Raw genomic sequence first — 13899 nt, forward strand, 5'->3', positions numbered from 1 at the left:
ATAAGGGTTAAGAGCAAATCATCAAGTGCTTCATTATTCACCATTTGAGGCGACAGGAAGAAATAATCAGGAAGAAAACACAAGGTGTGGGACATAACAAAAGGCGCTCCTAAGTGGAGCGCCATTGCAAAATTGTGTGGTCGATTACTTCACGGCTATTTTGACAACCTTCTAAACTCATCAAAATAGGTCGGAAACGTTTTAGATGTGCAACCCGGGTCGTTAATGGTAATACCACAATCTGCAAACGCGACTAAAGAAAAGCACATCGCCATGCGATGGTCATTATAGGTGTCGATGTCAGCGGTATTTAGCTGTTGCGGGGGTGTAATGGTGATGTAGTCATGTCCTTCTTCTACGGTCGCCCCAACCTTTCGAAGTTCCGTCGCCATCGCCGCTAACCGATCCGTCTCTTTAATTCGCCAATTATAGATATTTCGGATACGTGTCGTTCCTTCGGCAAACAATGCCGCGGTAGCAATGGTCATTGCTGCATCCGGAATATGGTTCATATCTAAATCTACAGCTTTTAGCGTTGAGGCGTGAGCAATAATATGTTCATCCCCCCACTCGATTCTGGCGCCCATTTGCGAAAGTACGTCCGCAAACTTTACATCACCTTGAATGCTTGCTCGGCCAACGCCTGTGACTTTGATGGTGCCACCTTTTATCGCCGCAGCAGCAAGGAAATATGATGCTGAAGAAGCGTCGCCCTCGACGAGGACTTTGCCTGGCGAAACATAAGATTGTCCGGCTTTGATTTCAAAGCGTTGATAATTTTGGTTGTCAACAAAGACCCCAAATTTCTCCATCAAATCAAGGGTTATATCAATATATGGTTTAGAAACGAGCTCACCCTTAATATCAATATTCACCGGGCCTTTGGCCAACGGAGCAACCATCAATAAAGCCGTTAGGAATTGACTGGACAGGTCACCAGCAATAGAAACGTTCCCACCTTTAAGTCCTGTCGCATCAATAGTTAGTGGTGGAAAGCCTTCATTTTTTAAATAGGTGACTTGAGCTCCTAATTGACGCAATGCGTCAACAAGATCGCCAATGGGCCTTTCTTCCATCCGTGGCTCACCGGTTAATGTGAACTCTCCCTCGCCTAATGTTAAAGCCGCACATAAGGGGCGCATTGCAGTTCCAGCATTTCCCAAAAACAAGGTTTGTGCTTGTTCAGACTTTATTTGTCCGTCAAGGCCAATCACTTCACATTCGGTTTTATCTTCCGACAATTGATATTGCACGCCAAGTTGCTTTAATGAAGCCAGCATATGGCGAATGTCATCCGAATCGAGAAGGTTTGTCAGTTGAGTCTTACCCTTTGCTAGCGTCGCTAGTAACAGCGCACGATTGGAAATACTCTTTGAACCGGGAATATTGATTGTGCCATCTACTTTACGGATTGGATCTAAGCGTAACTGTTTCATGCGGTCTACTTCTTAAAAGATAAGTCAGGATAAGTTAATCGATTGCACTGCTGCGGTTCATTCTGCGGAATTTGGAGCAAAGCGTATTTGGCAAGTCACCTTGTATCGACGATGTTATAAAATTACTGATCGGGCCTTAAAATTCAAGTTGTTTTTCATGTTTTCATTGATTTTTACTCATGATTTGAAAAATAGTAACAAACGCTAAAGCATGTAAACCAAATAATACTACCGAGAGCAAAAACTTTAGTTTATTTAAGGGGCAATTTAGCATTCATTTCTTCATTTCTAGTGAATAATCAGGTTAAGCTAGTTCAATAAAATTGCATATAACTCAAATAAGGTAATCAAGCCTATGTTTAACCAGCTCTCAGCCCTGCCTGCCGATCCAATTCTTGGGCTACTTACCCAGTACCGCCAAGACCCTAGCGAACATAAAGTCGACTTAGGTGTTGGTGTTTATAAAGACGAAGCAGGCCACACACCAGTTTTATCTTGTGTCAAAAAAGCCGAGCAGCAACGTGTCAACCAAGAGCAATCCAAAGTTTACATTGGCCCTACTGGCTCCCCTTTATTCAATCAAAGAATTACAGAGTTATCATTTGGGCAATCCCATAGCGCATTACTCGCAGACCGAGTACGAACCGTATCAACACCTGGGGGAACCGGTGCGCTAAGAGTGGCTGCTGACCTAATTAAACAGTCAAATCCAGATGCTACCATTTGGGTGAGTGATCCAACCTGGGCAAATCACACCGGACTATTTGAAGCCGCAGGGCTCACCGTGAAAACCTACCCCTATTACGACTATGAAACCAAAACACTGAAGTTTGAACAAATGGTCGATAAACTAAAGACGATCCCAAGTACTGACGTCGTTCTATTTCATGCATGTTGCCATAACCCAAGTGGGATGGACTTAACATCAGATCAATGGGACATTATAGTTGCAGCCACCCAACAGCAAGGTTTTACGCCTTTGATTGATATGGCTTATCAAGGGTTTGGTGAAGGCATTGACGAAGATGCTTATGGAGTACGCAAAATGGCAGCCAATGTGGATAATATGCTGCTCTGTGCGTCGTGCTCAAAAAACTTTGGCTTGTACCGAGAGCGGATTGGTGCCTGCTCTATCGTCGCAAAAAACGCAGCAACAGCAAATATCGCCCTTTCAGTCATGCTCTATGTTATTCGCTGCAATTATTCAATGCCACCTGCCCACGGTGCAGCGCTCGTTGAAACCATTTTAGATAGCAGCGAATTAACCCAAGAGTGGCATAGAGAACTGAAAGTGATGCGAGATCGAATCAATGGGAACCGAGCTCTACTCGTCAATAAATTGAAGCAAAACGGTGTTGAAAGAGACTTTGGGTTTATTGCGAAACAAAAAGGGATGTTTTCTTTCCTTGGTATTACACCGCAACAGGTTGCCGAGCTCCAACAGCGATATAGCGTATACATGGTTGATTCTAGCCGCATTAGCATTGCTGGTATCGCACCAACCAACATTGAGTATTTAGCGAACTCAATCGCCAAAGTGCTGTAACTTCAATCGATAAACGGACATACCAAACGAATGATATCAAAGTTTTGAATTATCAAAGCAACATCAAAAAAGCCCAATCTTTTGATTGGGCTTTTTTCGAATTGCGCAACCTTATCGGTCAACACAATTCTTTCGCAGTTATGCCAACTATAGTCATGATAACGCGATCTAGTTTTTAAACACCTTATGCATTTTCTTTTGCAAACGCTTCCATAAATTGAACGAGTTTCTCGACCCCTTCATAAGGCATAGCATTGTAAATGCTTGCGCGCATACCACCCACAACGCGATGACCTTTTAATGCGATTAAGCCTTGTGCTTTTGCTTCGGCAAGAAACTTGTCGTTCAATGCATCATCCGCGAGTTGAAAAGTCACATTCATATTGGAGCGATTTTCTACAGCAACGCCATTTCGATAAAACGCTAAGCTATCAATGCACTGATATAAAAGCTGTGCTTTTTTTTCATTGGCAATTGCTACTTGCTTTAGTCCGCCTAATGACTTCAACCATGCAAACACTTCTGCTGCTAAATACCAAGCGAATGTTGGTGGGGTGTTATACATGGAGCCATTTTTAACTGCAACACGGTAATCCATAATCGAAGACTGCTTCAGGCTCGGTAGTGCAAGAAGTTCGTCTCGAACAATCACGATACTTAATCCAGACGGTCCAATGTTCTTTTGTGCGCCAGCATAGATTACGCCAAATCGGCTCACATCTATTTCTCGCGACATAATGGTTGAGGACATATCTGCAATAACAGGCCATGGGCAGTCTATCTCATCAAAAATTTCGATACCATTAACAGTCTCATTTGGACAATAGTGCAAGTAACGATACTGCTCTTTATCACCTTCAAATTCAGGCAACACTACTTTATTTAAGCCATTGTCTTTTTGCACTATTTCAATTGAATCAATCTTGTCTTCACCAACAAGTTTAATCGCCTCATCAACAGCAGCATTTGACCATTGCCCGCCTTTTAAATACAGTGCTTTGCCATCTTCACCTAAAAAATTATTCACAACAGCCGAAAACTGACCTCGACCTCCCCCATGCATAAACAACACGTGATAATTACTCGGGATATTCATGAGTTCACGCAAATCGGACTCTGCCTGTTCTGTTAACGCAATAAACTCTTTACTTCGATGGCTGGTCTCCATAACGGAAACGCCCTGGCCATTCCAATCGAGTAATTCCTGTTGAGCTTTTTCCATTACAGCGTGGGGTAACATTGCGGGACCGGCACAGAAATTATATGTTGCGCTCACTTTAACCTTCCTATTTATTTTTTAGATATTCAAAAAAAACGAGCGTCCATTTGGACGCTCGCATTGTATTTCTGATTAATCCTGTTCAGGCTCAGGGGCCTGTTCGACATCGGGTATATCACCACTTTCAGCAGTGCCACCTTCTGTACTTTCGAGCTCGGGATTTTCATCATCCTCATCACTCTGGATTTCATCAATACGTTGCAAGCCAACAACAGTTTCATCATCAGCTGTTCTAATTATCGTTACGCCTTGCGTGTTACGACCAATCGTTGATACGCCTTCAGCAGGCGTACGGACTAAAGTACCCTTATCACTGATTAGCATGATTTCATCATTTTCACCGACTTGAACTGCACCAACAACGGCGCCATTTCTTTCGCTGACTTTTATTGAAACCACACCTTTTGTTGCGCGACTCTTAGCCGGATACTCTTCAAGTAAAGTTCGTTTACCAAAGCCATTTTCGGTAACCGTTAGAATTGGCCCGTCTTCATGAGGCACAATGAGCGACACAACACGCTGACCATCTTCGAGCTTAATACCACGAACACCCGTTGCAGTACGCCCCATACCTCGCACTTGCTCTTCGCTAAAGCGTACGACTTTACCTTCATCAGAGAACAACATAATTTCGTTATTGCCGTTGGTAATATCGACACCGATTAACTGGTCGCCATCTTTCAAGTTCACGGCAATAATACCGTTTGCTCTTGGATTGCTATACGCTGTTAAGGCCGTTTTCTTAACGGTGCCATGTGCCGTAGCCATCACAATGTACTTATCCGCAGAGTATTCACGAACCGGTAAAATTGCGGTAATACGCTCACCTTCTGATAGTGGCAATAAATTCACAATTGGGCGACCACGAGCCTGACGACTGGCTAATGGTAACTGGAATACTTTCAACCAATACATCTTACCAAAGTCAGAGAAGCACAAAATGGTGTCATGGGTATTGGCTACCAGAAGTTTTTCGACAAAATCTTCGTCTTTAACTTTTGTTGCCGCCTTACCTTTGCCACCGCGACGCTGCGCTTGGTAGTCAGTTAACGGCTGATATTTGGCATAGCCAAGGTGTGACAGCGTAACTACAACATCTTCTTCATTGATCAGATCTTCAAGACTCATATCAATTTCGTTAGCGTTGATCTCTGTACGTCGTTCATCACCGTAATTCTCAAGGACTTCTTCGAGCTCTTCCTTGATCACTTCCATCAGGCGTTCTGGACTACGTAAGATGTATAACAAGGCGGCAATGACTTCAAGCAACTCTTCGTATTCTTGAAGAATTTTCTCATGCTCAAGCCCTGTCAAGCGGTGAAGACGAAGCTCTAGAATAGCCTGAGCTTGTTGTTCTGTTAAATAATACTCACCATCTCGGATGCCATATTCAGGCTCAAGCCATTCAGGACGTGCTGCGTCGTCCCCTGCTTTCTCGAGCATGCCTTGGACGTTACCAAGCTGCCAGCCTTGTGCGACGAGCTTTTCTTTCGCTTCTGCTGGAGTAGGTGAAGCCTTAATCAATGCAATGATGGGATCGATATTTGCCAATGCAATTGCTAATGCTTCAAGGATATGAGCTCTTTCACGTGCTTTTCTTAACTCAAATACGGTTCTGCGTGTTACGACTTCACGGCGGTGAAGAATAAAACTCTCTAACATTTCTTTCAGGTTAAATAGTTTGGGTTGACCATCAGTCAACGCAACCATGTTAATTCCGAATGAAGCTTGCATTTGAGTTTGAGCATATAAATTGTTGAGAACAACCTCACCAACTTCGCCACGTTTCACTTCTACGACAATGCGCATACCGTCTTTGTCAGACTCATCACGAAGACCACTAATGCCTTCGATACGCTTGTCTTTTACTAGTTCGGCAACTTTTTCAATTAATCGAGCTTTATTCACTTGATAAGGAATTTCGGTCACGATAATACGTTCACGACCATTATCTTCCGTTTCAACCGTTGCTCGAGCACGCATGACTGCGCGGCCTCGGCCGGTTTTATAGGCGTCAATAATGCCCTTACGCCCATTAATATAAGCCGCTGTTGGGAAGTCAGGGCCTGGAATATGTTCCATTAATTCGTCAATCGTAACCTCAGGGTTATTAATCAACGCTAAACAGCCACTGACAACTTCTGTTAAATTGTGTGGTGGAATATTGGTTGCCATACCGACGGCAATACCCGATGAACCATTCACCAGTAGATTAGGAATACGCGTTGGCATCACCGCAGGAATGAGTTCGGTTCCATCATAGTTCGGAACGTAATCAACCGTCTCTTTCTCTAAATCAGCTAACAGTTGATGTGCTAGTTTCTCCATGCGGATTTCGGTATAACGCATCGCCGCTGCAGAATCACCATCAACGGAGCCAAAGTTACCTTGACCGTCAACTAAGGTGTAACGCATTGAGAATGGCTGCGCTAAGCGAACAATTGCATCGTAAACAGCGGTATCACCGTGAGGGTGATATTTACCAATTACGTCACCGACAACACGCGCTGACTTTTTATAAGGTTTGTTCCAGTCGTTTTTGAGTTCATTCATCGCAAATAGAACACGGCGATGTACTGGCTTTAAGCCATCGCGAACGTCTGGTAATGCGCGTCCAACAATTACGCTCATCGCGTAATCTAGGTACGAATTCTTGAGTTCGTCTTCGATATTAATTGGCGAAATAGATGATGCCAGATCAGTCATAAACTGCTCGTTCCCCTGAAAAAAAAGCTCGCATTACACAGTCCGTGTTTTCGCGTAGCCTAAAAACGTGATTTGGCATTCTATCACAGATATTTGTCGCCGCCAGACCTTAACCCAGATCAATTTAAGGTATTGTTACTAATTCAATTAACCCAATCACACTACACTGATGACTATTTGAACAAATCGCAGCAAGTGAAGTCATTAATCCCCCTTTCATACCATGGTCACTCTTTAAAAACGCAGTCATTGATATGATGAAAACGAGACTATATCCCTTTGTTTATTCGCGACTATGGTTATAATGGCTGCAACTAGAATAAGATAGGTTGATAAGAATGACCCAAACGCTAAACGTTGATCCCCAAGAAATCGAAAAGTTTGAAAAAATGGCCGAATCTTGGTGGGATCCAAATGGCGATTTTAAGCCACTACACCAATTAAACCCTCTACGTTTAAATTATATTGACCAAACGTCTGGCGGCATTTTTGGTAAACGTGTTCTTGATGTGGGTTGCGGTGGCGGCATTTTGGCCGAAAGTATGGCGAAAATAGGGGCACATGTTCAGGGCCTCGATATGGGAGAAGAGCCACTTGAAGTTGCAAAACTCCATGCTTTAGAGGCTGGTGTAAAAATCGATTATATAAAGTCGACCGCTGAAGAGCACCGAGATCATAACGTTGGCGTGTACGATGTTGTGACTTGTATGGAGATGCTTGAGCACGTACCGGATCCTCAATCTGTTATTCAAGCCTGTTGCGATATGGTTAAGCCTGGCGGTTATGTCTTTTTTTCTACGATTAACCGAAACCTAAAATCATTTGTTCAAACCATCGTTGGTGCAGAATACGTATTAAAAATGCTACCTATCGGAACCCATGAACATAGTAAATTTATCAGGCCGTCTGAGTTAATTGGTTTAGTCGAGAACACCGACTTGCTTTGTAAAGATGCGCTCGGCATTACTTACAACCCGATAACCGGTATTTTCAAATACACGCCGAATGTAGACGTGAACTACATGATCGCAACGGTAAAGGTAGAAGATTAATGGCACAAGCGAGCTTTAACGGCGTATTATTTGATCTTGATGGTACCTTAGCGGATACAGCACCCGATTTAGTGTATTCATTAAATCTTAGCTTAATCGATCATGGACACGACGCCGTTCGCTTTGCAGATATACGCCATAGTGCTTCCCATGGCAGCTTAGCTATGGTTAAAACGGCATTACCAGAAGCAGATGACACACATCAATCTGACGTACAACAAGCAATGCTGCAGCATTACCACCATCAAATAGGTAAGCACGGCCAGTTATTTGATGGAATGGAAGACGTTCTACAACACCTACATAGATTAAACATTCCCGTTGGAATCGTTACCAATAAGCAAGCACGTTTCACGCGTCCCCTTGTCAAAGCTTTAGGCTTACAGGGCCAAATATCGAGTATTGTCAGCGGAGACAGTACTGCCTACCCAAAACCCCATCGCGCGCCAATGTTACTGGCTGCACAGCAACTAAATGTTGATCCGACTGATATTCTCTATTTAGGTGATGCTGAGCGAGATATTATTGCCGCTCACAATAGTCGAATGACCAGTGTAGCTGCTTTGTGGGGCTATTTAAGTGAAATGGATGACCCATATGCATGGGATGCCCATTATCAACTTGAACAACCACAAGATATTATCGATCTGTTTTAAATCATAGATTTTCTAAAAGCATAATTGATGTAATACTTAAGCGTCCTATTGCAGCTTCCGCTGCACTTTGCTCTTTTCTCGTGCCCTAGCCACAAAATTAGTTGCCGCTTCGAAATAACCGCAACGAGAAGTGATCGGTCTGTGCGAGGCTGGTTATTCCATTTCCATTCTCCGACAAAATAGCTTCTCCGTTTTGAACAGAAAATTAACTCTGAACAAAATGTGCGATCGCGATCGCTGGTTTTTAACCCTATTCATTGTTAGGGAAGCTTTGATTAAAAAAACACCTTTCGTTTATACAGCAATCAAACACGGTGCTAACGGGTTAGCCAATACTAACCATGGAATTTATCCTCAAGATATCCACAGAATGCACAACAGTTATCAGTTGCAAATGAGTCAAAACCTCACTATCTTGTATCAATATAAATAAAAAGCACCATATATAGTGTATTCATCACAATAAAGCGCACTAGTCAAGTCAAGCGAATGAAACCCTGTTTTAACCGCATTTCACGCTAGAAAACGCTGACGACTCTTGAATAACATGGACGTATAAGGTGACATTTCAATCATATTTGTTGGGTTTCAATGATCAATTGGCGATCGCTTGGAGAAAACAAATGATATGCATCAGGGCACTTTTTAAATGAAAAGCAACATGACAGTCACAAAACGCAGTGGCGAGAGAGAAATCATCGATTTAGATAAAATTCATCGCGTGATTACATGGGCAGCCAAAGGGCTCAATAACGTGTCGGTTTCCGAAGTAGAGCTGCGTTCTCACCTCCAGTTTTTCGATGGTATACCCACTGAAGCAATTCATGAAACAATCATCAAAGCCGCTGCTGATCTGATTTCACCAGAAGCACCAGACTACCAGTTTGTCGCTGCACGACTCGCAATATTTCATTTGAGAAAAAAGGCCTTTGGCCAATTTGAACCACCCAAATTGTATGAACATGTCACTAAAATGGTAGAAATGGGTAAATACGACACCCATATTTTGCATGACTACACGCAAGAAGAGATCGAAGTGATGGGAAGTTATGTCGACCACTGGCGTGACATGGATTTTTCATACGCTGCAGTGAAACAACTTGAAGGCAAATATCTCGTCCAAAACCGTGTAACCAACGAAATCTATGAGAGTGCGCAATTCCTGTATATCCTCGTGGCTGCCTGCTTATTTGCCCGCTATCCAAAAGAAACGCGTCTAAAATACGTTAAAGATTTTTATGACGCGGTATCAACGTTCAAAATTTCATTACCGACACCTATAATGTCAGGTGTTCGTACGCCAACACGACAGTTCAGTTCTTGTGTACTAATTGAGTGTGGCGATAGCTTAGACTCTATTAATGCCACGGCCTCCTCAATTGTAAAATATGTTAGCCAACGCGCTGGAATTGGAGTCAATGCCGGTCGTATCCGCGCATTAGGAAGCCCGATTCGTGGCGGTGAAGCTTTCCATACTGGGTGCTTACCATTCTACAAATATTTCCAAACTGCGGTAAAAAGCTGTTCACAAGGTGGCGTTCGCGGTGGTGCAGCCACCCTCTTCTACCCAATGTGGCACTTAGAAGTTGAATCACTCCTTGTACTCAAAAACAACCGAGGTGTAGAAGATAACCGTGTACGTCATTTAGATTACGGTGTGCAAATCAACAAACTGATGTACCAACGCCTGATTAAAGGTCAAAACATTAGTTTGTTTAGCCCGTCAGATGTCCCTGGGCTTTACGATGCATTTTTTGAAGATCAAGAAGAGTTTGAACGTTTGTATCTTCAATATGAACAAGATGACAGCGTTAGAAAAACCGTGGTTAAAGCAGTCGATTTATTCTCTTTGATGATGCAAGAGCGTGCATCAACTGGACGGATTTACGTTCAAAACGTCGACCATTGTAATACCCACAGCCCATTTGACTCTAAAGTTGCCCCGATTAGACAATCAAACCTTTGCTTAGAAATCGCATTACCAACAAAACCACTAAACAATATTGACGATCCAGAAGGTGAAATTGCACTGTGTACATTATCGGCGTTAAACCTTGGTGCAATACAAAGTCTCGATGAAATTGAGCCTCTTGCAGATTTAGCGGTCCGTGCTTTGGATAATTTACTCGATTATCAAGATTATCCAATTATTTCAGCAAAAACAGCATCAATGAACCGTCGAACCTTGGGTATAGGCGTCATTAACTTTGCCAACTACCTCGCGAAAAATGGTAAGAAGTATTCCGATGGCTCGGCAAATAACTTAACTCACAAGACATTTGAAGCCATTCAGTTTTACCTTCTTAAAGCTTCGATGTTATTGGCAAAAGAGCAAGGCGCTTGCCCGAAATTCCACGAGACGACCTATTCAAAAGGTATTTTGCCTATTGATACTTATAAGCGTGATTTAGATAAAGTCTGTGATGAACCATTGCATCTCGATTGGGAAACACTTCGCCAGGACATCAAAGCACATGGCCTCCGTAATTCAACGCTGTCAGCATTAATGCCATCTGAAACCTCTTCTCAAATTTCAAATGCGACCAATGGCATTGAACCACCTCGCGGCTTAATTAGTGTTAAAGCGAGTAAAGATGGACAACTCAAGCAGGTTGTTCCGGATTTTGGAGAGCTCAAACACAGCTATGAACTGCTTTGGGATATGCCACAAAACGATGGATATTTGCAACTGGTGGGCTTGATGCAAAAGTTTGTCGATCAAGCAATATCCGCCAACACCAACTATGACCCTACGCGCTTTGAAGCAAACAAAGTCCCGATGCAGGTGTTATTAAAAGATTTGTTGACGGCTTATAAACTCGGTGTCAAAACCCTTTACTATCATAACACTCGTGATGGCGCTTCAGACAAGCACGACAACATCACCAGTGTTGAAGTAGAAGAAGATGACGGCTGTGCAGGCGGCGCTTGTAAAATTTAAGCCCCTGTCGACCAAATCCCGTCGACCATTGTTTTATAGGTATTTAGGCGGCCGAGATTCGGCCTCAACTTGTTTGAAACGGAATAGAAATGGCTTACTCAACTTTTTGTCAAACAGCAAATGATGCAACAAAAGAACCCATGTTTTTAGGTCAGCCGGTAAACGTGGCGCGATACGACCAACAAAAATATGAAGTGTTTGAAAAGCTCATTGAAAAACAACTCTCCTTTTTCTGGCGACCCGAAGAAGTAGATGTCAGTCGCGACAAAATTGACTATGCGAGTTTGCCAGATCATGAAAAGCACATTTTTATTTCTAATCTGAAATATCAAACATTGCTAGATTCTATCCAAGGCCGTTCGCCAAATATTGCGCTGTTGCCTTTAGTCTCGTTACCAGAGCTCGAAACGTGGATAGAAACATGGTCATTTTCTGAGACAATCCATTCTCGCTCATATACCCATATCATTCGTAATATTGTAAACGATCCATCTACCGTGTTTGACGATATTGTTGTGAATGATGAAATCCTTAAACGTGCCGGAGATATTGCTGGCTATTATGATGATCTGATTCAATTGACTCAGGCTTATCATTTACTTGGGGAAGGAACGCACTTAGTCGATGGCAAAGAACGCGTAGTCACAATTCGCGAACTCAAGAAATCGCTGTACCTGTGCATGATGTCTGTCAACGCGCTTGAAGCAATTCGCTTTTATGTTAGTTTTGCCTGCTCATTCGCTTTTGCTGAGCGCAACCTTATGGAAGGTAATGCAAAAATAATTCGGCTAATCGCCCGGGACGAAGCGCTTCATTTAAACAGCACCCAACATATCTTAACCATTATGCAAGGCGGCAGCGATGATCCAGAAATGGCTGAAGTCGCCATTGAATGCCAGCAAGAAGCTTACGATCTGTTCGTCAAAGCTGCAGAACAAGAGAAAGAATGGGCATCTTACCTGTTTAAAGATGGCTCTATGATTGGTCTCAACGAGCAAATATTAGTTCAATACGTAGAATATCTCACCAATGAACGAATGAAAGCGGTTAACCTGCCTTTGCCTTACCCAGAGCAAAGTAACCCACTCCCTTGGATGAAGAATTGGTTAGAAAGTGACGCCGTGCAAGTTGCGCCACAAGAAGTGGAAGTGTCATCATACCTCGTCGGTCAAATTGACGCGTCAGTCGATGAGAGCGAGTTTTTAGACTTTGATTTGTAGGCTAATAAGAAAATGAAACGCGCCTTTGTCAATAAAGCACCGATAGTCAGGCTTCAAGGTCAAGCTGTACTTATATTTAACGACCCAGATCAAAGCCTACTCGAAGCTTTAGAGATAAAAAAAGTTCGGATTTTCTCAGAATGCCGTAGTGGCTATTGTGGCTGTTGTAAAACAAAGATAAAAAGTGGCAGTGTCATCTACCAGAAAGAGCCTTTGGTTCCGCTCGCAGATGACGAATGCTTACCTTGTTGCTGCGCGCCGAATTCTGATGTCGATTTAGAGTTATCAGCTAAAGGGGCTGATGTGTTTATCAGCCCTTTAACGATCAACTCTTCATTCCATCAAACCAAGCAAGAACCAGCCGCGCAAGAATCGACTTCGCCATGCCAGTTAAAACAACAAAAAACTAAACTGTCTGCGCTTCAGCTTGAACTTCAGGAACAGCGTTAGCTTTAATTGTCGCTGGTAACACCTTCAATAACGCGAGCGCAGATACAATGAACATCAGAACGCCAACTAACTCTGCAATTGAGTTTAATACATGAATCGCGACTTGCTGCTCCGCTGGTACAAACACTGCACAGGCACAGATTGAAAAGATAGCAGATAGCCCCCAACTCACACGCTTTAACCATACTCGGTTGTCCTTCCATGTGAGTAATATCAGTGTAAGTGAGAAGACAATCGCGCCAGCTAAAGGGACGAACTTGAATAGCTCAAGTAATACCTGACTATTTTCTGGATCGTCTAGAACGTAAATAGCCCAATAAGGGCTAACCCAGCCAACAATCATCATAAACATTGGCCACATCAGTAAGCCAAATATAAACAATCGAATTGAATTCTTAACCAAAATGCTACTCCCTAAATTAATAAAGACTCATTAAACAGTCAGTTAAAACACATCTGCAGTGAAGATTTACCCTACCCCTTGCATTTAAACCTATGCAACGGCCTTAAATCGAATATGCTTTACATGATTGTGAGTCAGGGCAAAAATCACTCAGGAATGAGACGAAAAATACTCAAGCAACGCCCTAAACATAACCTCAGCTGGTTTTCT

General features: G+C 42.9%; 10 protein-coding genes. 6 read left to right on the forward strand and 4 right to left on the reverse strand.

Going from position 1 to position 13899, the window contains the following annotated elements:
- Positions 1-155: 155 nt before the first annotated feature.
- Positions 156-1436: a 3-phosphoshikimate 1-carboxyvinyltransferase gene (aroA, locus tag IEY18_RS15420; RefSeq protein WP_188922461.1), complete on the reverse strand. Its 1281-nt coding sequence runs from the start codon at positions 1434-1436 to the stop codon at positions 156-158.
- Between the two features lie 355 nt (positions 1437-1791).
- Between aroA and IEY18_RS15425 the strand changes: the two genes are divergently transcribed.
- On the forward strand, positions 1792-2982 hold the full coding sequence (locus IEY18_RS15425) for an amino acid aminotransferase (protein ID WP_188922463.1): 1191 nt from the start codon (positions 1792-1794) through the stop codon (positions 2980-2982).
- 184 nt (positions 2983-3166) lie between these two features.
- On the opposite strand, the gene serC is transcribed toward IEY18_RS15425, so the two are convergent.
- Entirely contained in the window at positions 3167-4258 is a 1092-nt protein-coding gene (serC, locus tag IEY18_RS15430) for a 3-phosphoserine/phosphohydroxythreonine transaminase (protein WP_188922465.1), read from the reverse strand.
- 75 nt (positions 4259-4333) lie between these two features.
- Positions 4334-6967: a DNA gyrase subunit A gene (gyrA, locus tag IEY18_RS15435; protein ID WP_188922467.1), complete on the reverse strand. Its 2634-nt coding sequence runs from the start codon at positions 6965-6967 to the stop codon at positions 4334-4336.
- A gap of 338 nt (positions 6968-7305) precedes the next feature.
- On the opposite strand from gyrA, the gene ubiG reads away from it, so the two are divergent.
- The 5 genes from ubiG to yfaE all read left to right on the forward strand — a co-directional run bounded on the left by ubiG (position 7306) and on the right by yfaE (position 13286).
- The gene (ubiG, locus tag IEY18_RS15440) at positions 7306-8019 is read left to right on the forward strand and encodes a bifunctional 2-polyprenyl-6-hydroxyphenol methylase/3-demethylubiquinol 3-O-methyltransferase UbiG (RefSeq protein WP_188922469.1); all 714 of its coding nucleotides are present in this window, start codon (positions 7306-7308) and stop codon (positions 8017-8019) included.
- Positions 8019-8675 carry an HAD family hydrolase gene (locus IEY18_RS15445; RefSeq protein WP_188922471.1) on the forward strand — a complete coding sequence of 219 codons (657 nt, stop codon included), beginning with the start codon at positions 8019-8021 and terminating at the stop codon, positions 8673-8675. Before ubiG ends, IEY18_RS15445 begins: the two co-directional genes overlap by 1 nt.
- Positions 8676-9324: 649 nt before the next feature.
- A complete protein-coding gene (gene nrdA / locus IEY18_RS15450; protein WP_188922473.1) occupies positions 9325-11616 on the forward strand; it encodes a class 1a ribonucleoside-diphosphate reductase subunit alpha in 2292 nt (763 codons plus the stop codon).
- 89 nt (positions 11617-11705) lie between these two features.
- Positions 11706-12836, forward strand: a complete 1131-nt coding sequence (gene nrdB / locus IEY18_RS15455) for a class Ia ribonucleoside-diphosphate reductase subunit beta (RefSeq protein WP_188922475.1) — start codon at positions 11706-11708, stop codon at positions 12834-12836.
- A gap of 12 nt (positions 12837-12848) precedes the next feature.
- Positions 12849-13286, forward strand: a complete 438-nt coding sequence (gene yfaE, locus IEY18_RS15460; protein ID WP_188922477.1) for a class I ribonucleotide reductase maintenance protein YfaE — start codon at positions 12849-12851, stop codon at positions 13284-13286.
- On the opposite strand, the gene IEY18_RS15465 is transcribed toward yfaE, so the two are convergent.
- The gene (locus tag IEY18_RS15465; RefSeq protein ID WP_188922479.1) at positions 13243-13689 is read right to left on the reverse strand and encodes a hypothetical protein; all 447 of its coding nucleotides are present in this window, start codon (positions 13687-13689) and stop codon (positions 13243-13245) included. The genes yfaE and IEY18_RS15465 overlap by 44 nt on opposite strands.
- Between the last annotated feature and the right edge of the window lie 210 nt (positions 13690-13899).

It is taken from the genome of Shewanella gelidii (assembly GCF_014647855.1).
GTDB classification, from domain to species: domain Bacteria; phylum Pseudomonadota; class Gammaproteobacteria; order Enterobacterales; family Shewanellaceae; genus Shewanella; species Shewanella gelidii.